The organism is Micromonospora sp. NPDC051141 (genome assembly GCF_044455765.1).
Lineage (GTDB): Bacteria > Actinomycetota > Actinomycetes > Mycobacteriales > Micromonosporaceae > Micromonospora.
On record NZ_JBITFD010000012.1, the window covers coordinates 109,781 to 131,497 of the forward strand.

23 protein-coding genes are annotated in these 21,717 nt (G+C 74.6%); 14 read left to right on the forward strand and 9 right to left on the reverse strand.

The genetic code is table 11. The features are described 5' to 3' along the window. Nucleotides 1–75 precede the first annotated feature (75 nt). The 3 genes from ACIA6B_RS22660 (at nt 76) to ACIA6B_RS22670 (ending at nt 2,055) form a co-directional block, all read left to right on the forward strand. A complete protein-coding gene (locus ACIA6B_RS22660; protein WP_396776055.1) occupies nt 76–510 on the forward strand; it encodes a hypothetical protein in 435 nt (144 codons plus the stop codon). Further along, nucleotides 507–1,415 (forward strand): hypothetical protein, encoded by a 909-nt coding sequence (locus ACIA6B_RS22665; RefSeq protein ID WP_396776057.1) that lies wholly within the window; start codon nt 507–509, stop codon nt 1,413–1,415. Before ACIA6B_RS22660 ends, ACIA6B_RS22665 begins: the two co-directional genes overlap by 4 nt. An 88-nt stretch (nt 1,416–1,503) precedes the next feature. Further along, nucleotides 1,504–2,055 (forward strand): hypothetical protein, encoded by a 552-nt coding sequence (locus tag ACIA6B_RS22670; protein ID WP_396776059.1) that lies wholly within the window; start codon nt 1,504–1,506, stop codon nt 2,053–2,055. Nucleotides 2,056–2,115: 60 nt separating this feature from the next. On the opposite strand, the gene ACIA6B_RS22675 is transcribed toward ACIA6B_RS22670, so the two are convergent. Continuing rightward, nucleotides 2,116–2,814: a metal-dependent transcriptional regulator gene (locus ACIA6B_RS22675; RefSeq protein ID WP_396776061.1), complete on the reverse strand. Its 699-nt coding sequence runs from the start codon at nt 2,812–2,814 to the stop codon at nt 2,116–2,118. 132 nt (nt 2,815–2,946) lie between these two features. On the opposite strand from ACIA6B_RS22675, the gene ACIA6B_RS22680 reads away from it, so the two are divergent. From ACIA6B_RS22680 to ACIA6B_RS22690, 3 genes are read left to right on the forward strand one after another with little or no spacing between them, the layout of a single operon-like run. After that, complete coding sequence (locus tag ACIA6B_RS22680) at nt 2,947–3,804, forward strand: sulfurtransferase (RefSeq protein ID WP_396776063.1); 858 nt, start codon at nt 2,947–2,949, stop codon at nt 3,802–3,804. Between the two features lie 47 nt (nt 3,805–3,851). Next, complete coding sequence (locus tag ACIA6B_RS22685) at nt 3,852–5,033, forward strand: acetoin utilization protein AcuC (RefSeq protein ID WP_396776065.1); 1,182 nt, start codon at nt 3,852–3,854, stop codon at nt 5,031–5,033. Nucleotides 5,034–5,056: 23 nt separating this feature from the next. Further along, nucleotides 5,057–7,612, forward strand: coding sequence for a GNAT family N-acetyltransferase (locus ACIA6B_RS22690; RefSeq protein ID WP_396776067.1), 2,556 nt, complete (start codon nt 5,057–5,059; stop codon nt 7,610–7,612). A gap of 110 nt (nt 7,613–7,722) precedes the next feature. On the opposite strand, the gene sigB is transcribed toward ACIA6B_RS22690, so the two are convergent. Continuing rightward, complete coding sequence (sigB, locus tag ACIA6B_RS22695; protein WP_396776069.1) at nt 7,723–8,709, reverse strand: RNA polymerase sigma factor SigB; 987 nt, start codon at nt 8,707–8,709, stop codon at nt 7,723–7,725. A 223-nt stretch (nt 8,710–8,932) separates the two neighbouring features. On the opposite strand from sigB, the gene ACIA6B_RS22700 reads away from it, so the two are divergent. Beyond that, nucleotides 8,933–9,721, forward strand: coding sequence for a sporulation protein (locus ACIA6B_RS22700; RefSeq protein WP_396776071.1), 789 nt, complete (start codon nt 8,933–8,935; stop codon nt 9,719–9,721). A gap of 16 nt (nt 9,722–9,737) precedes the next feature. Here the strand turns inward: ACIA6B_RS22700 and dtd are convergent, their stop codons facing one another. Beyond that, on the reverse strand, nt 9,738–10,160 hold the full coding sequence (gene dtd / locus ACIA6B_RS22705) for a D-aminoacyl-tRNA deacylase (RefSeq protein ID WP_281935358.1): 423 nt from the start codon (nt 10,158–10,160) through the stop codon (nt 9,738–9,740). After that, nucleotides 10,160–11,644, reverse strand: a complete 1,485-nt coding sequence (locus tag ACIA6B_RS22710; protein WP_396776073.1) for a methyltransferase — start codon at nt 11,642–11,644, stop codon at nt 10,160–10,162. Before ACIA6B_RS22710 ends, dtd begins: the two co-directional genes overlap by 1 nt. A gap of 182 nt (nt 11,645–11,826) precedes the next feature. Between ACIA6B_RS22710 and ACIA6B_RS22715 the strand changes: the two genes are divergently transcribed. From ACIA6B_RS22715 to ACIA6B_RS22725, 3 genes are all read left to right on the forward strand, one after another. Beyond that, nucleotides 11,827–13,047 carry a S8 family serine peptidase gene (locus ACIA6B_RS22715; protein WP_396776076.1) on the forward strand — a complete coding sequence of 407 codons (1,221 nt, stop codon included), beginning with the start codon at nt 11,827–11,829 and terminating at the stop codon, nt 13,045–13,047. A 114-nt stretch (nt 13,048–13,161) separates the two neighbouring features. Continuing rightward, on the forward strand, nt 13,162–13,737 hold the full coding sequence (locus ACIA6B_RS22720; RefSeq protein ID WP_396776078.1) for an HhH-GPD-type base excision DNA repair protein: 576 nt from the start codon (nt 13,162–13,164) through the stop codon (nt 13,735–13,737). Between the two features lie 3 nt (nt 13,738–13,740). After that, nucleotides 13,741–14,967 carry a low temperature requirement protein A gene (locus ACIA6B_RS22725; protein ID WP_396776080.1) on the forward strand — a complete coding sequence of 409 codons (1,227 nt, stop codon included), beginning with the start codon at nt 13,741–13,743 and terminating at the stop codon, nt 14,965–14,967. Between the two features lie 49 nt (nt 14,968–15,016). On the opposite strand, the gene ACIA6B_RS22730 is transcribed toward ACIA6B_RS22725, so the two are convergent. Then, a complete protein-coding gene (locus ACIA6B_RS22730) occupies nt 15,017–15,328 on the reverse strand; it encodes a hypothetical protein (protein WP_396776081.1) in 312 nt (103 codons plus the stop codon). Next, entirely contained in the window at nt 15,318–15,629 is a 312-nt protein-coding gene (locus ACIA6B_RS22735) for a hypothetical protein (RefSeq protein ID WP_233219766.1), read from the reverse strand. The genes ACIA6B_RS22730 and ACIA6B_RS22735 overlap by 11 nt, the downstream gene beginning before the upstream one ends. A 98-nt stretch (nt 15,630–15,727) precedes the next feature. Here ACIA6B_RS22735 and ACIA6B_RS22740 point away from each other — a divergent pair, with 98 nt between their 5' ends. Then, on the forward strand, nt 15,728–16,084 hold the full coding sequence (locus ACIA6B_RS22740) for a DUF3099 domain-containing protein (RefSeq protein WP_281935345.1): 357 nt from the start codon (nt 15,728–15,730) through the stop codon (nt 16,082–16,084). Nucleotides 16,085–16,367: 283 nt separating this feature from the next. Here ACIA6B_RS22740 and ACIA6B_RS22745 read toward each other — a convergent pair whose 3' ends face one another. Beyond that, a complete protein-coding gene (locus tag ACIA6B_RS22745; RefSeq protein ID WP_396776240.1) occupies nt 16,368–17,282 on the reverse strand; it encodes a carbohydrate kinase family protein in 915 nt (304 codons plus the stop codon). Between the two features lie 158 nt (nt 17,283–17,440). Further along, nucleotides 17,441–18,376: a pseudouridine-5'-phosphate glycosidase gene (locus tag ACIA6B_RS22750; RefSeq protein WP_396776083.1), complete on the reverse strand. Its 936-nt coding sequence runs from the start codon at nt 18,374–18,376 to the stop codon at nt 17,441–17,443. A gap of 87 nt (nt 18,377–18,463) precedes the next feature. Here ACIA6B_RS22750 and ACIA6B_RS22755 point away from each other — a divergent pair, with 87 nt between their 5' ends. From ACIA6B_RS22755 to ACIA6B_RS22765, 3 genes are all read left to right on the forward strand, one after another. Next, nucleotides 18,464–18,682: a DUF3039 domain-containing protein gene (locus ACIA6B_RS22755; RefSeq protein WP_107159174.1), complete on the forward strand. Its 219-nt coding sequence runs from the start codon at nt 18,464–18,466 to the stop codon at nt 18,680–18,682. Between the two features lie 40 nt (nt 18,683–18,722). Continuing rightward, nucleotides 18,723–19,373 (forward strand): trimeric intracellular cation channel family protein, encoded by a 651-nt coding sequence (locus tag ACIA6B_RS22760; RefSeq protein ID WP_396776086.1) that lies wholly within the window; start codon nt 18,723–18,725, stop codon nt 19,371–19,373. A 176-nt stretch (nt 19,374–19,549) separates the two neighbouring features. Then, nucleotides 19,550–21,283: a DEAD/DEAH box helicase gene (locus tag ACIA6B_RS22765; protein WP_396776088.1), complete on the forward strand. Its 1,734-nt coding sequence runs from the start codon at nt 19,550–19,552 to the stop codon at nt 21,281–21,283. Between the two features lie 72 nt (nt 21,284–21,355). On the opposite strand, the gene ACIA6B_RS22770 is transcribed toward ACIA6B_RS22765, so the two are convergent. Beyond that, nucleotides 21,356–21,589, reverse strand: coding sequence for a hypothetical protein (locus ACIA6B_RS22770; protein ID WP_091070720.1), 234 nt, complete (start codon nt 21,587–21,589; stop codon nt 21,356–21,358). Nucleotides 21,590–21,717: the final 128 nt, after the last annotated feature.

Sequence of the window (21,717 nt, forward strand, 5' to 3'; positions counted from 1 at the left end):
TCGGTTCTGTCGTACGCCCCGCGGTGATCAGACGGGGCGGTCGACCCACCTGCGGCGGGACGGGAACGGATGCGGATGAGCCACGCGCAGCGGCCACCAGGTCGCCGGATCAGCGACCCGACGGCCGCGGACGTGGGCCGCGTCTGCGCGGACATGGTCGACGTCGCCGACCTCGTCGACCTCACCGGTGCGGCGGCGGAGCCGGTCCTGGCCCGGTTACGCGCCGACGACGCCACCGAGGAAGCGGTCCGGGTGGCGCTGGACGAGGTGGCGGATCTCCTGCGTCGGCACGGCCTGACCGGGGTGCTCGGCGCCGCACGCGGCGGGGAGGTCGCGCCGGACGGGTTCACCGGCCTGCCCGCCATCGGCACCGGTCGACCGCTCGAAGAGGTGTACGTCTGCCCGGGGAACCTGTGTGACCGGACGGAGATCCGGCGTCCCGGGGCCACCGCCCCGCCGTCGTGCGCGGTCTGGGCGCGTCCGCTCCTGCTGTTCCGGTTGGACCGATGACGGCGTTCGTCACCTCACTCGGGGGAAAGCTCGCCGAACGGTGGCTGCAGGCTCTCCTGTTGCCCGGGATGGTCTTCGTCGGCGCGGTGGCGGTGGCCGGCCGACTCGGGCACGGCCGGTGGTCGGACGTCGACATGCTGGCCGCCACCGTCGACCAGCTCGGTGAGTCGGCCGCCAGGCGCGGCAACGGCGCGGTTGCGCTCCTCGCCGTCGCGGTGGTGACCGGCGCGGTGGCCGCCGCCGCGCTCGCGCAGGGATTGGGACAGACGGTGACCTACGCCTGGACCGCCACCTGGGGCCCGGTCGGGCGGCCCTTCGTGCGCCGGCGCCGCCGCCGGTGGTGGCGCGTGGTCACCCGGTACGAGCAGGCGCTGATCGAGAAGGCCCTGATCCTGCGCGGCGTGCGCCCCGCGGATCCGCCGCCGGAGGTGCCGGACACCGCGGCGCTGGCCGCCGCCCGCGACCGGATCTCGATGGTCGAGCCGCGGCTGCCCACCTGGATGGGTGACCGGATGCACGCGGTGGACGAGCGGGTGCGGATCGCGTACGACCTGGATCTCGCCTCCGTGTGGCCCCGGCTCTGGCTGACCGTGCCGGACGAGGTCCGGGGCGCCCTCGCCCGGGCGCAGGCCGAGTTCGCCGCCGCCGGCCGGCTGGCCGGTTGGGGCGGTCTCTATCTCCTCCTCGGTCTGCGGTGGTGGCCGGCGGCCGTGGTGGGCGCCGGCGTGTGGGCGGTGGGATGGTGGCGCGGTCGGATGTCGATGGGGAATCTCGCGCAGCTCGTCGAGGCCACCGTCGACCTGCACGCGTCGGCGCTGGCGGGCGCCCTGGGGCATCCGGTCGACGGGCGCTTCACGCCCGACGACGGGGAGGTCGTGACGCGGATCCTGCGCAAGGGCACGTGACCGGGCTTCCCTGCCCGCCGGGCGGGCCGTACGGTGTCCGACGGAACTCCGGCGGGCCGGCCCCGCCGCCGACCGCGGAGGTCTTCCCGTGCGCGCCCGTAGTACCTGGCTGGCCGCCTCGGCCGTCCTGCTCGCCGCCGGCTGCGCCGACGACAGGTCCCCGGTGGCCGTGCCGGCGCCCCCGCCACCGGCGGTCGAGGTCGCCGCGGCCTCCTCCGGCGGGGCGTGCCGGCTGCTCGACTTCGGGGTGATCGCCGAGCACACCGGCGGCACGTTCGACGTGGCCGCCGCCACCGACCAGGGCGACACGCACACCTGCGTGGTCCGTGCCCAGGGCGCGGTGCTGCCGGAGCTGACGCTCGCGGTGACGGACACGTCGATCGACGCGGCCACATTCACCGCCGACGTGCAGCCGAGCGGGGCGACGAAGGTCACCAAGCTCGGCAAGATCGCTTACCGGCGGACGCTGCCGAGGACCGCGCACACCGGACCGGCCGCGGAGGTGGGCTGGCTGGCCGCCGAGGACCGGCTCGCCAGCCTGCGCTGGACCAGCCCCGAGGGCACCGCCGCGGCGGAGGTGGCGCAGGCGACCGGAAAGCTGGTCGCGCTGGCCAAGGTGATCGACACCCGGCAGTTGTGAGCCCGGCGGGCGGGTCGGTGGGCCGCGAACCGGCCGGTCAGCGGGCGGTGACCAGGCCGGTCAGCGGGCCGCGACGAAGACGCGGGAGGCCACCTCGCGGGGCAGCCGCACCCGGTCGCCGGAACGGTCGATGGAGACACCGTCGCGCTCCTGCGCCACGGTGACGGTCGCGCCCGGGTCGACACCTGCCGCGTGCAACTGCCGGAGCACGTCCGCGTCGGTCTGCACGCTCTCGCAGATCCGCCGCACCACCACCGAGCCGGACAGGCCCGGGAAGGCCAGGTTCCGCTCGCTCTCGACGGTCTCGGCCGGCGGCTGGCCGGGGTCGCCCAGCTCCTCCAGCCCGGGGATCGGGTTGCCGTACGGCGACCGGGTCGGGCGGTTGAGCAGGTCGTAGACCCGCTTCTCCACCGCGTCGCTCATCACGTGCTCCCAGCGGCAGGCCTCCTCGTGGGCCTCCTCGTAGGGCATCCCGATCACGTTGACCAGCAACAGCTCGGCCAACCGGTGCTTGCGCATCACCGAGACCGCGGTGCCGCGGCCCAGCTCGGTGAGGGCCAGGTGCCGGTCGCCCTCGACGGTGAGCAGGCCGTCGCGCTCCATCCGGGCGACGGTCTGGCTGACGGTCGGGCCGCTCTGCCGCAGCCGCTCGGCGATGCGGGCGCGCAGCGGCGGCACACCCTCTTCCTCCAGCTCGAGGATGGTGCGCAGGTACATTTCGGTCGTATCGACCAGTGAGTGAGCGTTTATCTTTATCACCCGTAAGCGAGGAACGAACCGGAATCTCCAGTGTCTCACGAGCCGCCCCTGAGCTGCCAACACCACCGCCGGCCCCCGCCCGGGGACGGCGCTGCGGGTCGGATCGGCGCCGGATGGTGTTGACTGGGTCGCATGTCCGGAACCGCAGAGTTGCTGGTCGAGCCGGACCGGCTCGCCGCCGAACTCGCCCGCGCCGACCCGCCCGTCCTGCTCGACGTCCGCTGGCGGCTGACCGGCCCGCCCGGCCGCGACGACCACGCCGCCGGCCACCTGCCCGGCGCCGTCTTCGTCGACCTGGACACCGAGCTGTGCGGGCGCCCGGGCGCCGCCGGGCGGCACCCGCTGCCCGACCCCGCCGCCTTGCAGGCCGCGCTCCGGGCGGCCGGCGTCCGCGCCGGTCACCCCGTGGTGGTGTACGACGGCGGCGACGGGATGTCCGCCGCCCGGGCCTGGTGGACGCTGCGCTGGGCGGGGCACCGGCCGGTGCGGGTGCTGCACGGCGGCTTCCCGGCCTGGGTCGCCGCCGGCCTGCCGGTGGACACCGCGACGCCCGAGCCCGCGCCCGGCGACGTGACGGTCACCCCGGGCGCGTTGCCGGTGCTCGACGCCGGGCAGGCCGCCCGGCTCGCCGCCGCCGAGGACGCGGTGCTGCTCGACGTGCGGGCCGCGCCGCGCTACCGGGGCGAGAACGAGCCGGTGGATCCCGTCGCCGGGCACGTTCCGGGCGCGGTGAACCTGCCCGCCCCGGAGTACGTGACCCAGGGCCGGTTCCCGGCCGCGGAGGCGCTGCGCGCCCGGTTCGCCGAGGCGGGGGTGCGCGGGGACGCGCCGGTCGGGGCGTACTGCGGCTCCGGGGTGACCGCCGCGCAGGCGGTGCTGGCGCTGCACCTGGCCGGCCGGCCGGACGCGGCGCTGTACGTGGGCTCGTGGAGCGAGTGGGTGGCCGACCCGGACCGTCCGGTGGCGACCGGTGGCGCCGCCGGTCGATGAGTGCGCAGTTGATGGGCTCGTCCGCGCGCACGTGCGACGATGGCCGCATGGCCGACGACACGGTGGTGGTGTGGGACTCCGCCCTCCTCGCCTACGACATGGGGGACCACCCCCTCGACCCGGTCCGCGTCGAGCTGACCATGGCGCTCGCCCGGGAGTTGGGCGTGCTCGACCGACCGGGCGTGCGCCTGGTCAGGCCGGAGCCGGCCGACGACGCGCTGCTCACCCGGGTGCACGATCCGGCCTATCTGGACGCCGTCCGGGCCGCACCGGGTGACCCGCTCTTCGCCGGGTTCGGGCTCGGCACCTCGGACAATCCGGTCTTCGACGGGATGCACGAGTCCAGCGCGTTGATCGCCGGCGCCACCGTGGCCGCCGCCGAGGCGGTCTGGCGGGGCGAGGCGCGGCGCGCGGTGAACGTGGCCGGCGGCCTGCACCACGCCATGCCGGCCCGGGCGGCCGGCTTCTGCGTCTACAACGATCCGGCGGTGGCCATCGCCCGCCTGCTCGACCTGGGCGCGGAACGGATCGCGTACGTCGACGTGGACGTGCACCACGGCGACGGGGTGCAGGAGATCTTCTACCGGGACCCGCGGGTGCTCACGGTCAGCCTGCACGAGACCCCGTTGGCGCTCTTTCCCGGCACCGGTTTCCCGGACGAGACCGGCGGGCCCGGCGCGGAGGGCAGCGCGGTCAACGTGCCGTTGCCGCCGGGGGTCGGTGACGCCGGCTGGCAGCGCGCGTTCCACGCGGTGGTGCCGTCGGTGCTGCGCGCGTTCCGGCCGCAGGTGCTCGTCACCCAGTGCGGCGCGGACGGGCACCGGGCCGACCCGCTGGCCGACCTGCACCTGTCGGTGGACGGGCAGCGGGCCACCTACCGGGCGTTGCGGACGCTCGCCGACGAGCTGTGCGAGGGCCGCTGGGTGGCCACCGGCGGCGGCGGGTACGCGCTTGTCGAGGTGGTGCCCCGGGCCTGGACGCACCTGCTCGCGGTGGCCACCGGTGAGCCGCTGGACCCGGCCACGCTCACCCCGCCGGGCTGGCGGGAGCTGGCCGCGCGCCGGCGGCCCGGGCACGACATCCCGCTGCGGATGACCGACGACGTCGATCCGGAGTACCAGCCCTGGCAGCCCAGCGGCGAGCCGAACGCGGTGGACCGGGCGGTCGCGGCCACCCGCAAGGCCGTCTTCCCACTGCTCGGGCTCGACCCGCACGATCCGCGCGACTGAGCGGCGGTGGGGAGGACCGACCGGTGACCACAGTCGACCAACCGGTGGATGTGCTGCTCAGCGACGGCACGACCGTCCAGCTGCGACAGATCCGCCCGGACGACGCGGCGGCGATCGTGGCGATGCACGCCCGCTTCTCCGAGCGCACCCGCTACCTGCGGTACTTCTCGCCGTATCCGCGCATCCCGGAGCGGGACCTGAAGCGGTTCGTCACGGTGGACCACCGCGACCGGGAGGCGTTCGTGGTGCTGGCCGGCGAGCGGATCGTGGCCGTCGGCCGGTACGAGCGGCTCGGTCCCGCCTCGCCGGAGGCCGAGGTGGCGTTCGTGGTGGAGGACGCCTACCAGGGGCGGGGCATCGGCTCGGTGCTGCTGGAGCACCTCGCGGACGCGGCCGGCCGGCACGGCATCGGGCACTTCGTCGCCGAGGTGCTGCCGGCGAACGGGACGATGCTGCGGGTCTTCGCCGACTTCGGTTACCAGGTGCAGCGCCAGTACGCCGACGGCGTGGTGCACCTGAGCTTCCCGATCGCGGCGACCGAGGCGACGCTGGCGGTGCAGCGTGGCCGGGAGCACCGCACCGAGGCGCGGTCCATCGCCCGGCTGCTCGCCCCGCGCGGCATCGCCGTCTACGGCGCCAGCACCACCGGCCAGGGCGTCGGCGCGGCGCTGCTCGGGCACCTGCGGGACGGCGGGTTCACCGGCGCGCTCGTGCCGGTGCACCCGAGCGCGGCGACGGTGGCCGGGCTGCCGGCGTACCGGTCGGCGGCCGACGCCGGGCTCGACGTCGACCTGGCCGTGGTGGTGGTCGCGCCGGACGCGGTGCACGACGTGGTGCGGGACGCCGCCCACGCGGGCGCGCACGGGCTGGTGGTGATCTCGGCCGGGTTCGCCGAGGCCGGCCCGGCCGGGGCGGCGGCGCAGCGGGCCCTGGTCCGGGCCGCGCACCTGGCCGGCATGCGGGTGGTCGGCCCGAACTGTCTCGGCGTCGCCAACACCGACCCGGCGGTACGCATGAACGCCACGCTCGCGCCGGCGCTGCCGGCGCCCGGGCGGGTGGGCGTGTTCAGCCAGTCCGGCGCGTTCGGGGTGGCGTTGCTGGCCGAGGCGTCCCGGCGCGGGCTCGGGGTGTCGAGTTTCGTCTCGGCCGGCAACCGGGCCGACGTGTCCGGCAACGACCTGTTGCAGTACTGGCAGGACGACCCGGGCACCGACGTGATCACGCTCTACCTGGAGACGTTCGGCAATCCGCGCAAGTTCGCCCGGTTGGCCCGGCACATCGGCCGGAGCAAGCCGGTGGTGGCGCTGGCGTCGCTCGCCCGGTCGCCCGGGGTGGGCGAGGCGCCGGCGCTGGACGCCGCCGCGGTGAGCGCGCTGTTCGCGCAGTCCGGCGTGCTCCGGGTGGACACGGTCGCGGAGCTGCTCGACGTGGGTGTGCTGCTGGCCCACCAGCCGCTGCCGGCCGGCCGGCGGGTCGCCGTGGTCGGCAACTCGTCGGCGTTGACCGGGTTGGCCGCGACCGCCGGCGCGGGGCAGGGGCTGACCGTCGTCGACGGGTACCCGCACGACGTCGGGCCGACCGGCGGCGCCGCCGCGTACGCCGCCGCGCTCGCCGCCGCGGCGGCGGACGACCGGGTGGACGCCGTGGTGGCGGTGTTCGCGCCGCCGCTGCCCGGTCAGCTCACCGATCCGGAGGCGGACTTCGCGGCGGCGCTGCCGGACGCGCGGGCCACCGGCAAGCCGGTGGTGGCGACGTTCCTCGCCGGGCAGGCGCCGACCGGGGTGCCGACGTACCCGAGCGTGGAGGAGGCGGTGCGGGCGCTGGCCCGGGTCGCCCGGTACGCGGACTGGCTGCGTCGGCCGCCGGGCGTGCTGCCCGAGCTGGCCCGGGTCGACCGGGCGGCCGGGCAGGCGGCGTGGGGCCCGGACGGGGCGGATCCGGCGGCGCTGCTCGCCGCGTACGGGATCGACGTGGTGGCGTCCGTGCCGGCCGGTTCGGCCGAGGAGGCGGTGGCGGCGGGGGAGCGGCTCGGCTGGCCGGTGGCGCTCAAGGCGGCTGCCCCCGGGCTGCGCCACCGCCTGGACCTGGGCGCGGTCCGGCTCGACCTGGCCGACGCCGGGGCGGTGCGCCGCGCGTACGCCGAGATGGCGTCGGGGTTCGGCGCGGAGGTGCTGGTGCAGCCGATGGTGCCGCCGGGCGTGGCGTGCGTGGTGGAGCTGGTGGAGGATCCGGCGTTCGGCCCGGTGGTCGGGTTCGGGTTGGGCGGGGTGGCGACCGAGCTGCTCGGCGACCGGGCCTGGCGGGCGGTGCCGCTGACCGACCGGGACGCCGCCGAGCTGGTCGACGAGCCGCGCGCCGCGCCGCTGCTGCACGGGCACCGGGGCGCCGCCCCGGTGGACCGGGCGGCGCTCGTCGACCTGCTGCTGCGGGTCGGGCGGCTGGCCGACGAACAGCCCCGGTTGCGGGCGCTGCGGCTCAACCCGGTGCTGGCCCGTCCGGACGGCATCTCCGTGCTGCACGCCACCATCCGCACCGGCACGGATGCACCGCGTCCCGACACCGGCCCCCGCCGCCTGTAAGGACGGGCCCCGGTTAACGCCTCCGGTAGCGAAGGGGCCCCTTCTCACCGGGGATCACGCGCGACAGGCCCCGGCGAACCGCCGGGGCCTGTCGGGGCTTGGTGCTCGGGTCAGCAGGCGTACGCCTCCAGCCGGTGCGCCCGCTCCGGGTCGCGCAGCTTGAGCAGCGTCACCTTCTCGATCTGCCGGATCCGCTCCCGGGACAGCCCGAACTCGCGGCCCACCTCGTCCAGGGTGCGCTGCCGGCCGTCGTCCAGGCCGAAGCGCAGCCGGATCACGGCCTGCTCCCGCTGGGAGAGGGTGGCCAGCACGATCCGGACCTCGTTGCGCAGCTCGCCGTTGGCGGCGGCGTCGCCCGGCTCGGTACGCGGGTCGACCGCGGCGACGAAGTCGCCGAGCGCGCTCTCGCCGTCCTCGCCGACCGCCTGGTCCAGGCTCACCGGCTCCCGGTCGAACGAGATCAGCTCGATCACCTGGTACTCCGGGACCTCCAGCGCGGTGGCGACCTCGGCGACGGTGGGCTCGCGACCCAGCGTCACGGACAGCTCGCGACGCACCCGGACCATCCGGTTGACCTGCTCGACCATGTGCACCGGGATGCGGATGGTGCGGGCCTGGTCGGCCATCGCGCGGGTGATGGCCTGACGGATCCACCAGGTGGCGTACGTGGAGAACTTGAAGCCCTTGGTGTAGTCGAACTTCTCGACCGCGCGGATGAGGCCGAGGTTGCCCTCCTGGATCAGGTCGAGGAAGGCCATCCCGCGCCCGGTGTAGCGCTTGGCGATGCTCACCACCAGGCGGAGGTTCGCCTCCAGCAGGTGGTCCTTGGCGGCGCGTCCCTCGGCCGCGACCAGCGCCAGGTCCGCGCGCAGCTCGGCGGAGACCGGCGTGCAGGTGGTGAGCTTCTCCTCGGCGAAGAGGCCGGCCTCGATCCGCCTGCTCAGCTCGACCTCCTGCGCCGCGGTGAGCAGCTTGGTGCGGCCGATGCCGTTCAGGTAGGCCCGGACCAGGTCGGTGGAGACGCCGCGGTCGTCGGTGGCGTCCAGGTCCGTGAGGGTGACGTCCATGTCCTGGTGCTCGATCATCTGCTGGGTCATCTCTGTCTCTCCCCGTGTCCTACGTGCCGTACCGGCCCGTGCCGCCGGCGCGGTGGGGGCCGGTGACAAACAGCTTCGCAACCGGGGCGTGAGACGGGAGTGAGGCGATCGGGGACCCGACACGAATCCGGGGGGAACGTGGGGTGTCGCTTGTCCCGTCCGGCTACCGTGCCAGCGAACCGGCCGGCAGGGCCGGGGACGAACCGGCGATCGGAGAACTCAGGTGGTCTTCAAGCGGCTCATGCAGGCGATGGGGGTGGGCGGGCCGTCGGTGCAGACGGTGCTGGCCAACCCGAACTGCCGTCCCGGCGGTCAGCTGGAGGGCCGGGTCCAGGTGGTCGGCGGCGACCATCCGGTGGACGTGAGCTGGATCTCGCTCGGCCTGCTCACCCGGGTGGAGGTGGAGAGCGGCGACTCGGAGTACAACACCAACCAGGAGTTCGGCCGGCTCCAGCTCACCGGCGCGTTCCAGCTGGCGCCGGGGCAGCGCCACGACGTGCCGTTCCGCTTCCAGGTGCCCTGGGAGACGCCGCTCACCGACCTGTACGGCCAGCACCTGCACGGCATGACCATGGGGCTGCGGACCGAGCTGGAGGTGGCCCGGGCGGTGGACTCCGGTGACCTGGACGCGGTCGCGGTGCACCCGCTGCCGGCCCAGGAGCGGTTGCTGGAGGCGCTGCTGCGGCTGGGCTTCCGGTTCGCCCGCGCCGACGTCGAGCGGGGCCACATCTACGGCGTACGCCAGCAGTTGCCGTTCTACCAGGAGATCGAGTTCTATCCGGCGCCGCAGTACGCCGGGGCGATGAACCAGCTCGAGGTCACCTTCGTCACCGACCCGCAGCAGGTGCAGGTGGTGCTGGAGATGGACAAGCGGGGCGGCCTGTTCACCGAGGGCCGGGACGCGTTCGGCCGGTTCACCGTGGACCACGCCACGGCGGACCGCACCGACTGGGCCGCCCAGCTCGACGGCTGGCTCCGCCAGTCGTTGTCCCGGCGCGGCCTGTTCTTCTAGGCTGCGACGCGGGCGCTCACAGGTCCAGCAGGAGCGAGCGGGGGCCGACGTTGACGCTCTCCACCAGCATGTGGGTGCGGAACCGACCGGTCGCCACCGTCGCGCCGCGGGCGCGCAGCTCCTCGACCACGGCGTCGACGAGCGGCTCGGCGACGTCCGCCGGGGCGGCGGCGGTCCAGCTCGGCCGCCGGCCCTTGCGGGCGTCGCCGTAGAGCGTGAACTGACTGACCACGAGCAGCGGCGCCCCGGTGTCCGCGGCGCTGCGCTCGTCGTCCAGGATGCGCAGCTCGTGCAGCTTGCGGGCCATGGTGGCGGCCACCTGCCGGGTGTCGGCGTGGGTGACGCCGACCAGCACCAGCAGCCCGTCGGTGATCTCGCCGACCACCGCGCCGTCGACCGTGACGGAGGCCCGGGCGACGGTCTGCACCAGTGCCCGCATCAGTCCGTCACCGGCTCGACGAGACCGCGTTCGACCAGGTGCGCCACGATCGGGCCGGCCGCCTCGGCCAGCTCGTCCGGGGCCACGTCGTGCGCGGCGGCGAGCAGGGCGAGCTGGTCGCGCAGCGGCAGCCGGCCGTCCGCGCCGCCGACCAGGGCGAGCACCAGCGGGTCGATCTCCTCGGACCAGCGCAGCCCGCGCGGCGCGGCGAGGACCTGCCGGTCCACCGCCCAGCCGTCGTCGCCCATGGTGGCCTCCTGGCGGAGCTGGAGCCCGTCGGCGGCGCGGTAGCGGGCGGCGAGCAGCCCGTCGGTGTCCCGGGCACGCAGCCAGTCCTGCCTGTCGAACCATTCGGCGATCCGGTCGCCGAGCGGCGGTTCGACCCGCTGGCGCAGGTCCTCGACCCGGACGATCGGCTGCTCGTGGCCGGCCCGGCGCAGCGACACGAGGCCGAAACCGATCGCCTCCACCTGGTGCGCGTCGAACCAGTCCAGCCAGGCTTCCATCCGCTGCGGGTCGGCGCTCTCCCCGACGTCGGTGAGCCACAGGTTCACGTACGCCATCGGGTCGGCCACCTCGCGCTGGATGACCCAGGCGTCCAGCCCGGTGCCGGCGAACCAGCCGGTGACCCGCTCGGCCCAGTCCTCGCCGGTGACGTGCACCCAGTTCGCCAGGTACTGCATGGTGCCGCCGTCGGTGAGCAGGTCCGGCGCGGCGGCGGCCAGCTCGGCGCCGATCGCGTCGCCGACCCGCCCGGAGTCGCGGTAGACGTGGGTGGTGGTGCCGGGGCCGACCACGAACGGCGGGTTGCTGACCACCAGGTCGAAGCGGCGCCCGGCGACCGGGGCGACCAGGTCGCCGCGGAGCAGCTCCCAGTCCTGGTCGTTGAGCGCGGCGGTGGTGGCGGCGAAGCGCAGCGCCCGCTCCGAGACGTCGGTGGCGGTGACCCGGCGGGCGTGGGTGCCCAGGTGCAGCGCCTGCACGCCGGAGCCGGTGCCGAGGTCCAGCGCGGTCTCCACCGGGCGGCGGACGGCGGCGCCGATCAGCGTCTGGGTGGCCCCGCCGATGCCCAGCACGTGCTCGGCGTGCAGCGGCCGGCCGGGTCGGGCGCTGGCCGGCACGTCGGCGAGCACCCACCAGTCGTCGGCGTACGGCTCCAGGTCGACGCCGGCGCGCAGGCCGTCGCCGTGCCGCTCGACGATGCCCCCGGCGAGCGCCTCGTCCACGGTCAGCGGCGCCAACGCGGCGGCCACCACCGGCTCCGGCTCGGTGCGGTCGCAGATGAACACCCGGATCAGCGTGCCCAGCCGGTCGCGGTCCTCGGTGGCGCGCAGCGCGGCCCGGTAGTCGTTGCGGGCGACGCCGCCGGTGGCCTGCGAGCCGAGCCGCCCGGCGATGCCGTTGGCGGTGAAGTCGGCGAGCGTCAGCGCGGTGCGCAGCGCGTCGACCCCGGCGGGGGAGAGCAGCATGTCGTGACGGTCCACGTGGCCATCCTGCCCCGACCGCCGCGCGGCGCGACGCGCACCCGCCGGATCCGGCCGGTAGACGGTATTACCCGGCAACTATCTCTTTCATGGGCATCGATGTGTGGTTAGCATTCCCGTCAACATCAGTCGATGGGCGGCCCGCCGGCCACGAACCGGCCCGCCCGGTAGGGAGCCAGACGATGCCCGACGTGTCCGTTCCCCGGCGTCGCGTGCTGCACGCGCTCGCCGTCACGGCCGCCGCCGCGGCCCTCACCGCCGCTGCCGCCACCCCGGCCCTCGCCGCGCCGACCGGTCAGGTCCGGTTCGCCGGCGCCGCCGACGCCGTCAGCGGCAGCTACCTGGTCGTGCTCAAGGGCGACGCGGTCGGCGCCGCGAACAGCCGCACCGCGCGTACCGCCGTGCCGGAGCGGGCCGCCGGCCTGGCGAAGCGCTACGGCGGCAGTGTCGCCACGGTGTGGAGCGCCGCGCTCACCGGCTACAACGCGAAGATGAGCATCGGGCAGGCGCGCCGGCTGGCCGCCGACCCGGCCGTCGCGTACGTCGAGCAGGACCGCCGGGTGACCGTCCAGGGCACCCAGACCGGCGCCACCTGGGGGCTGGACCGCATCGACCAGCGCAGCCTGCCGCTCAACAGCACCTACACCTACCCGAACACCGCCACCAACGTGCGCGCGTACATCATCGACACCGGCATCCGGACCACGCACAGCCAGTTCGGCGGCCGGGCCACCTGGGGCACCAACACGGTGGACAGCAACAACACCGACTGCAACGGCCACGGCACGCACGTCGCCGGCACGGTCGGCGGCAGCACCTACGGCGTGGCCAAGGGCGTCCGCCTGATCGCGGTCAAGGTGCTCAACTGCTCCGGCAGCGGCAGCACCGCCGGCGTGGTCAACGGCGTCAACTGGGTCACCTCGAACGCGGTCAAGCCGGCGGTGGCGAACATGAGCCTCGGCGGCGGTGTCAGCACCACGCTGGACAACGCGGTGGCCAACTCGATCAGCTCCGGCATCACGTACGCGCTGGCGGCCGGCAACTCCAGCGCCAACGCCTGCAACTCCTCGCCGGCCCGGGTCGCCTCGGCGATCACGGTGGGCTCCACCACCAGCAGCGACGCGCGGTCGTCCTTCTCCAACTACGGCACCTGCGTGGACATCTTCGCGCCGGGCTCGTCGATCACCTCGGCGTGGCGTACCAGCGACACCTCGACCAACACCATCAGCGGCACCTCGATGGCGTCGCCGCACGTGGCGGGCGCGGCGGCGCTGGTGCTGTCGGCGAACCCGTCCTACACCCCGGCGCAGGTGGCCAGCTACCTGACCAGCAACGCCACCACCGGCAAGGTGACCAACCCGGGCACGGGCTCGCCGAACCGGCTGCTCTTCGTCGTCAACTGACACCCGTCGGCTGACCGCGGCCCGGTGGACTCGAGTGGAGTCCACCGGGCCGCGTCGTGCCGGGTGTCGGAGAGTCGGCGGCGGGAGCGGCGGCCGGGACGGCAGGATGGGGACATGACGCTCTCCCTACCCATCGACCCGCAGGCCAACGAGATGTTGCGGCGCGACCCGCTGGCCCTGCTGCTCGGGATGGTGCTGGACCAGCAGGTGCCGATGGAGAAGGCGTTCTCCTCGCCGTACGTGCTGGCGCAGCGGCTCGGCCACGAGCCGGACGCCCGGGAACTGGCCGGGTACGACCCCGACGCGTTGGTGGCGCTGTTCGCCCGGCCGCCGGCGCTGCACCGGTTCCCGAAGGCGATGGCGGCCCGGGTGCAGGAGGTCTGCCGGGCGCTCGTCGAGCGCTACGACGGCGACCCGGCGCGGCTCTGGTCGGAGGCGGCCGACGGCGCGGAGCTGTTGCGCCGGGTCGGCGAGCTGCCCGGCTTCGGCCGGCAGAAGGCGCAGATCTTCGTGGCGCTGCTCGGCAAGCGGTTCGGGGTCGCCCCGGCGGGCTGGCGCGAGGCGGCCGGCGCCTACGGGGAGGCGGAGGCGTACCGGTCGGTCGCCGACGTGACCGACCCGGAGTCGCTGGGCCGGGTGCGCGAGTTCAAGCAGCGGATGAAGGCGGAGGCGAAGGCCGCGAAGGGCTGACGCGTGAGCGAGCAGCGGGGCGGAGGGCTGCTGCGCACCGTGTCCAGCCCTGGACGGGCGACCTTCCTGGAACTCTTCTTCGACCTGGTGTTCGTGTTCGCGCTGACCCGGGTGTCGCAGCGGCTGGTGGCCGACGTCGACAGCGAACACATGGCGGCCGGTGTCGGCCGGACGCTGCTGCTCTTTCTGGTGCTCTGGCACGTCTGGACCATCACCACCTGGGTGACCAGCCGGTACGAGCCGGAGCGGGTGGTCATCCAGGTAGTCGTGGTCGGTGTGATGTTCGGCAGTCTGGTGCTCGGGGTGACGCTCCCCCGCGCGCTGGAGGAGCGGGCGTTGGCGTTCGCGCTCGCGTACGTGGTGATGATGGTCGCGCGTCCGCTGGTGCTGTTGGTGGCGCTGCGCGGGCATCCGCGGCGAATGGTGCCGGTGCGGCTGGTCGGCTGGGCCGTGGCGACCACCCCGCTCTGGCTGGCCGGCGCGCTGGTGCCCGACCTGCGCCTGCCGCTGTGGGCGGTCGCGCTGGCGGTGGACTACCTGGGCGCGTTCCTGGGGTGGCCGCTGCCCCGGCTCGGTCCGTCCCGCATCCGGAGCTGGCTGGTCGCCGGCGAGCACCTGGCCGAGCGCTACCAGCAGATCTTCCTCATCGCGCTCGGCGAGTCGATCCTGGTGATCGGCGTGTCCTACAGCGGGGAGCAGTTCTCCGGGCGGTCGGCCGCCGCGTTCGCGCTGGCGTTCCTGGTCACCGCGTTGCTCTGGCGGATCTACTTCCACCGGGCCGGGCACCTGCTCGCGGAGGCGTTGCGGCTGGCCGGCACGCCCGGGCGGCTGGCTGAGTCGGCCGCCCAGACCCACCTTTTCATGGTGCTCGGGGTGCTCGTCTCGGCGGTCGGCTACGAACTGGTCATCGCCCATCCGTACGACGCGGCGGATGCCCGCTGGCTGGTCTTCGTGGTGGGCGGCCCGGCGCTGTTCCTGGCCGCCCGGTCCCGCTTCGAGTACGAGATCTTCGGCCGGGTGTCCCGCTCCAGGCTGGCCGGGCTGGCGGGCCTGCTGCTGCTCGCGCCGGTGCTGACGGCCGGGCCGGTCCTGCTGGCGCTCGCCGTGGTGACCGGCATGCTGGCGCTTGTCGCGCTCGCCGACATGTGGCGCGCCCGGGGTGGGCCGCCGGAGTCGTCGGCGTCGCCGGTCGGGCGGGAGGCGCTCGGCAAGGCCGGCCCCGAGGCGTGAACCGGGCCCGCGCGCCCCGCGGTCGCGAACCGGGCTGACGCGTGCGGGCTCAGGCGGCGGTCGGGCGGGACAGCGAGGCCAGCGCGCGGCGGACGTCGGCCAGCGAGACCGTGGCCGAGTCGTCCAGGTCGGCCAGGCCCGCCTCGATCCACTGCCGCATCAGCGTGGTCACCCCGATGCCACGGGCGTCGGCGGCGGCCCGGACCCGGTCGTACGTCTCCAGCGGCAGGCGTACCGACCGGCTGACCATCGGCACGTCGGTGTCGGGGGTGGGCAGTTGCGCCGGCGACGTCTCGTCGATCAGGTCGGCGAACGCGTCGCCGCCAGCGTGGAACCGCTTGGTCGCCTCGTCACGGTGCATGGTGACCGCCTCCTCGTCGGCGTGCCCTCCGCACCGCCTCGTCGTAGCGCTTGGCCTCGACGTCGCTCAGCTCGCGGGCGGAAAGGATGTCCCAGTCGTTGTCGGTGCCGTCTGCCTCGGCCAGCAGCACGGCGAGGCGCCGGCCGCGGTGGTCGGTGGCGTAGACCACCATCACGTCGTCGCCCAGGTGCCGGATGACCCGGCGGTTGCTGTGCAGGGCCTCCCAGACTTCCCCGGGTGTGACGTCGTAGACCCGCAGGTTCGCCAGCGCCTCGTCGGTGAAGCTGAACCGGTTGGCCACGAGCGGAGCGTACCACGCACGTAACACGTCACCGGATTGTCGCCGATCACCTGCCCCGAGTGACAGGATGGGCGGTATCCCCTCGTAGGAGGTCCGTGGTGAAGCGTCAGGCCTACCAGCCGATCCTGATCACCGACGCCCGGCGCAGCCAGGACGACCAGCTCAGCAGCCGGCAGAAACGCTACGTGCTGATGATGGGCATCCGGGTCGCCTGCATCGTCGTGGGCGCCGTCCTGGTCGGCGTCAAGGCCCCGCTGCTCTGGCTGTGGCTGCCGCTGTGCGCGCTCGGCATGGTGCTCATCCCGTGGCTGGCGGTGCTGCTGGCGAACGACCGCCCGCCCAAGGAGGAACACCGGCTGGCCAACCGTTTCCAGCCCCGGGGCCGCGACGAGACCCCGCCGATGGCGCTCGCCGCGGAGGAACGCCCGCACAAGGTCATCGACGCCGAGCCCTGACCGGTCGTCACCACGCTCCGTGACGCCGGACCGGAGAGTTCGCCGACGGACCGATATACCTCTCAGGCATAAATATGACCAGGAGGCATATCGTCCGTCAGGCACACCCGGTTCCGGGCCCGACACGCCGAGCCCGGAACCCGATCACCGCGCGCCGGCCCAGCCGCCGCTCGCCTGCCGCCTGAGCGTCCGTCCGTAATGCGCCCGTCAAGCGCCCGTCAGCCCGTCACGCGCCCGTCAGCCCGTCACGCGCCCGTCAGCCCGTCACGCGCTCGGCCGCCCGTCACGCGCCCGGCCGGGCGCCGACCGTGGTCACGGCCAGGGCGCCGAGGTCGCCGGCCCGGGCCAGCGCCGCCCGGGGGTCCGCCCCGGCCAGCCAGGCGGTGAGCAGGCCGGCCGCGAACGCGTCCCCGGCGCCGGTGACGTCCACCACGGCCACCCCGGGCGCCGGGGCGGTCTCCACCCGGCCGCCGCGCTCCACCCAGACCGCCCCGGCCGCGCCGCGCTTCACCACCACCCGGTGCGCCACCGAGGTCAGCGCCCGGCCCTGCGCCGCCGGATCCAGGCCACCGGCCAGCACGGTCGCCTCGTCCGTGTTGACAAGCAGCAGGTCGACGTCGCGTACCCAGGTCAGGAACGACCCGCCGACGCGCCGCAGCGGCGCCGCGGAGGCCGCGTCGACGCTCACGGTCAGCCCGCGCTCGCGGGCGACGGCCAACGCGCGCAGGCCGGCGCCGCGCGACCCGACGTCCAACAGGGTGTACGCGGACAGGTGCAGGTGCCCGACGTCGGGCGCCGTTGCCAGGGCGGCCTCGACGTGCCGCGCGGTCAGTCGCAGGTTCGCGCCGCGCTGACTGACCATGGTGCGTTCCCCGCCGTGGGTGAGCACGATCACCGTGCCGGTCGGGTAGCCCTCGTGCCGCTCGACCGTGCAGTCCACCCCGATCCGGGTCAGCTCGGCGACCCGGTCCCGGCCGGTCTCGTCGTCGCCCACGGCGGCCACCAGCGTCACGGCGGCGCCCTGGCCGGCGAGCCAGGCCGCGGTGTTGGCCGCCTGCCCACCGCCGCTGAACCGGATCCCGGCCGCGGTGTCCGAGCCGGTCGCGAGCGGCCCGGACAGCATCGCGACCACGTCCGTGATCACGTCGCCGACGACGGCGATGCGGGGCACTCCGCTCGCGCCGGGCCGACCGGACATGCCCTCGCTGCGCTCACGGCCCTCGCTGCGCTCGGTGCGTTCGCTCATGCGGTGCTGGCTGGGCATGTGCTCACGGCCCTCGCTGCGCTCGGTGCGTTCGCTCATGCGGTGCTGGCTGGGCATGTGCTCACGGCCCTCGCTGCGCTCGGTGCGTTCGCTCATGCCGGGCCGGCGGCGGGTCGGGTCGCCGCGGCGACCGCGATGCGCGCCGCCAGGTCGGCGTTGCGCAGGATGATCCGGACGTTCACCGCCAGGCTGGCGCCCTCGGTGGCGGCGTGGAAGTGGGCCAGCAGGAACGGGGTCACCGCCTTGCCGGTGACCCCCTCCCGGGCCAGTGCCGCCAACCCGTCGGCGAGCGTGCGGTCGTGCAGGGCCGGGTCGAGTTGCTCGTCGGCCGGCAGCGGGTTGGCCACGATCAACCCGCCGGTGTGCACCCCCTGTTCGGCGCGGGCGGCCAGCACGTCGGCCACCCGTTCCGGCGAGTCCACCGACCAGTCCAGGTCGAAGCCGGCGTCGGTGAGGTAGAAGCCGGGGAACCGGCGGGTGCGGTAGCCCACCACGCCCACCCCCAGCGTCTCCAGCCGCTCCAGCGTGGCGCCCACGTCCAGGATCGACTTCACGCCGGCGCAGACCACCGCGATCGGCGTGCGGGCCAACGTGACCAGGTCCGCCGACTCGTCGAACGTGTGCGCCGCCTCCCGGTGCACCCCGCCCAGCCCGCCGGTGGCGAACACCCCGATCCCGGCCGCCGCCGCCACCGCGCTGGTGGCCGCCACCGTGGTGGCGCCGTCCGCGCCGGTCGCCGCCGCCGGCGCCAGATCGCGGACCGAGAGCTTGCTCACGCCGTCGACCGTGGCGAGCCGGGTGAGCTGGGCGTCGTCGAGCCCGACCCGCAGCTCGCCGCCGACCATGCCGATGGTGGCCGGGACCGCGCCCGCGTCCCGGACCGCCTGCTCGATCTGCCGCGCCACGCGCAGGTTGTCCGGCCGGGGGAGACCGTGCGACACGATGGTGCTCTCCAACGCCACGACCGGCCGCCCGGCGCGCAGGGCGTCGGCCACGTCACCACCGAGACTGATGCGAAAGTTGGTCACTTCCGTTACGTTACGGGCCGCCCGCCGGAGGGCCGTGGTGGACCCGACCCGGCCGGCCTGCAAAACTGGGAAGCCGGAGGTGGGGACGTGAGCACTGAGATTCTGGAGCGCCCGGAGCAGAAGGAGGCCGACACCGGCCCCGAGATGTTCCACTACGTGCGCAAGGACAAGATCGCCGAGAGCGCGGTCATGGGCACGTACGTCATCGCGCTGTGCGGGGAGACCTTCCCGGTGACCAAGGCCGCCAAGCCCGGTTCACCGGTCTGCCCGAAGTGCAAGGAGATCTACGAGTCCTGGGGCGAGTGATCGCGGGCGGCTCCGCCGCCCGCCCCCGTAACCTGCGCCGGTGACCACCTCCACCGCCCTGCTCCTCGCCGACCTCACCGGCGTGGCGGTCTTCGCCGCCTCCGGCGCCTCCGCCGCGGTGGCCAAACGGCTCGACCTGTTCGGGGTGGTCTTCGTCGGTGTGGTCGCCGCCCTCGGCGGCGGCATCTTCCGTGACCTGGTCATCGACGAGGTGCCCCCGCTGGCGTTCGCCGACTGGCGGTACGCGGTCACCGCGGCCGTCACCGCCGCCGCCGTGTTCCGGCTGCACCCGCAGCTCGCCCGGCTGCGCACCACCGTGCTGGTGCTGGACGCCGCCGGGCTGGCCCTGTTCACGGTCACCGGCACGCTCAAGGCGCTCGACGCGCACGTGCCGGCCGTCGGCGCCTGCATGATCGGCATGCTCACCGCGATCGGCGGCGGGCTGGGCCGCGACCTGCTCACCGGCGAGATCCCCGTGGTGCTGCGCCGGGAGATCTACGCGGTGGCCGCGCTCGCCGGCTCGATCGCGGTGACGGTGCTGTCGACGTACGGGCAGGCCACCACCGGGCCGCTGACCGGCGCCGCGGTCTTCGTCTTCGGGCTGCGGCTGATCTCGCTGCGCCGGCGCTGGTCCGCCCCGGTGCCGACGGTGCGTCCGCCGCGTACCGGCGCCCGGGGACCACTGCCCTGAGCCGTCCCGCCCGGGTGGGCGGAGGTGACCAGCGTGGCGTCGGGTGGGGCGACCCGGGCCCGCTGGTTATGCTGAGTCAGCCTTCGCGGCACGGATGCGCGAGGGCGTTTTCATGGGCGGCGGCCCCCGTGGCCCCGGTCGGGCCCGTCGCCGTCCGCGGCGGAGAGGAGCTACCCGTGCCACCGCGGTTGCCGGCGCTCGACACGTTCCCACCACTGCGTTCCTGGCAACGCAAGGCGATGGTGGAATACCTGCGCCGCCGGGCCGAGGACTTCACCGCGGTCGCCACCCCCGGCGCCGGAAAGACCACCTTCGCCCTGCGGATCGCCGCCGAGCTGCTCGCCGACGGCACCGTCGAGGCGGTCACCGTGGTCGCGCCGACGGAGCACCTGAAGACCCAGTGGGCGCAGGCCGCGGCCCGGGTCGGCATCCAGCTCGACGCCGCGTTCCGCAACGCCGACCTGCACTCCGCCGCCGACTTCCACGGCGCGGTGGTCACGTACGCCCAGGTCGGCATGGCGCCGCAGGTGCACCGGCGGCGCACCATGACCCGGCGGACGCTCGTCATCCTCGACGAGATCCACCACGCCGGCGACGCCCGCACCTGGGGCGACGGCGTCAAGGCGGCGTTCGAACCTGCGGTACGCCGGCTGATGCTCACCGGCACGCCGTTCCGTTCCGACGACAACCCGATCCCGTTCATCAGCTACGAACGCGGCGGGGACGGGCTGCTGCGCTCCCGCGCCGACTCGGTCTACGGCTACGCCGACGCGCTGCGCGACGGCGTGGTCCGGCCGGTGCTGTTCCTGGCCTACTCCGGAGAGACCCGGTGGCGCACCAACGCCGGCGACGAGCTGGCCGCCCGGCTGGGCGAGCCGATGACGCAGGATCTGATCGCGCAGGCGTGGCGGACCGCGCTGGACCCGGCCGGCGACTGGATGCCGCAGGTGCTGCGCGCCGCCGACGCCCGACTGAGCACGCTGCGCGCCAACGGCATGCCCGACGCGGGTGGCCTGGTCATCGCCACCGACCAGCAGGTCGCCCGCGCGTACGCCAAGCTGCTGGAGCAGGTGACCGGCGAGAGGGCCGCCGTGGTGCTCTCCGACGACCAGGGCGCGTCCGCGCGGATCGCGACGTTCGCGGCCTCCGAGCAGCGCTGGCTGGTCGCGGTGCGGATGGTGTCCGAGGGCGTGGACATCCCCCGGCTGGCCGTCGGCGTGTACGCGACGAGCGCCAGCACCGCGCTCTACTTCGCGCAGGCGATCGGCCGTTTCGTCCGGGCCCGCCGACCGGGCGAGACCGCCTCGGTCTTCCTGCCCAGCGTGCCGCACCTGCTCGGGCTGGCCAGCGAGATGGAGATCGAGCGGGACCACGTGCTCGGCAAGCCCAAGGACTCCGACGGCTTCGACGACGACCTGTTGGAGCGCGCCCAACGCGACGACGGGGCCAGCGGCGAGCTGGAGAAGCGGTTCGCGGCGCTCTCCGCCACCGCCGAACTGGACCAGGTGATCTTCGACGGCGCGTCGTTCGGCACCGCCGCCCAGGCCGGCACGCCGGAGGAGGAGGAATACCTCGGCCTCCCCGGCCTGCTCACCGCCGACCAGGTCTCGTTGCTGCTGACCAAGCGGCAGGCCGACCAGCTCGCCGCGCAGAAGCGCCGGGCGGCCCAGCGGGCCGCTGAGCCGGCCGCTGCGGCCCCGGCGGCGGCGCCCCCACCGATGAGCGCGGCCCAGCGTCGGGTGGCGCTACGGCGGCAACTGAACGCCCTGGTGGCCGCCCGGCACCATCGCACCGGCCAGCCGCACGGCAAGATCCACGCCGAGCTGCGCCGGCTCTGCGGCGGCCCGCCCAGCGCCCAGGCGACGATCGAGCAGCTCGAGGAGCGCATCGCCACCGTGCAGACGTTGTGACAGAAACCGGCCGGAGGCACCTCGTGCGGTGCCTCCGGCCGGTTATGTCGAGTTACTTGTCGTCTGTCGGACTCAGTTCGCCATGAGATCGGTGCCGCGCCAACTGAACTCCGGGTCCGTCGCGTACCGCACGGTGATCTTCACGAGATCCTCCGCGTACTTGTTCGCGTGGTGCCCACAGAACACCAGCTCACTACCACCCGAGAGGGTGATCCGGAGCTTGCCGGCAGCATTACAGCGGTCGCACCGTTCATCGGCGGCCGGGGGGCTCACCGTCTCGGGCGGCGGCGTGAGGGTCGGGGTCATCGCCTTCCTCCTCTGGTCGTCACCGATGAACACACTCGTCGGTCGTTGCTCACCTATCCTGCAACACCCATCTCGGGCCCTGCCTTCCCTGTGTGCCCGCGGGGGACCGAGGTCACACCTGGCGTGGA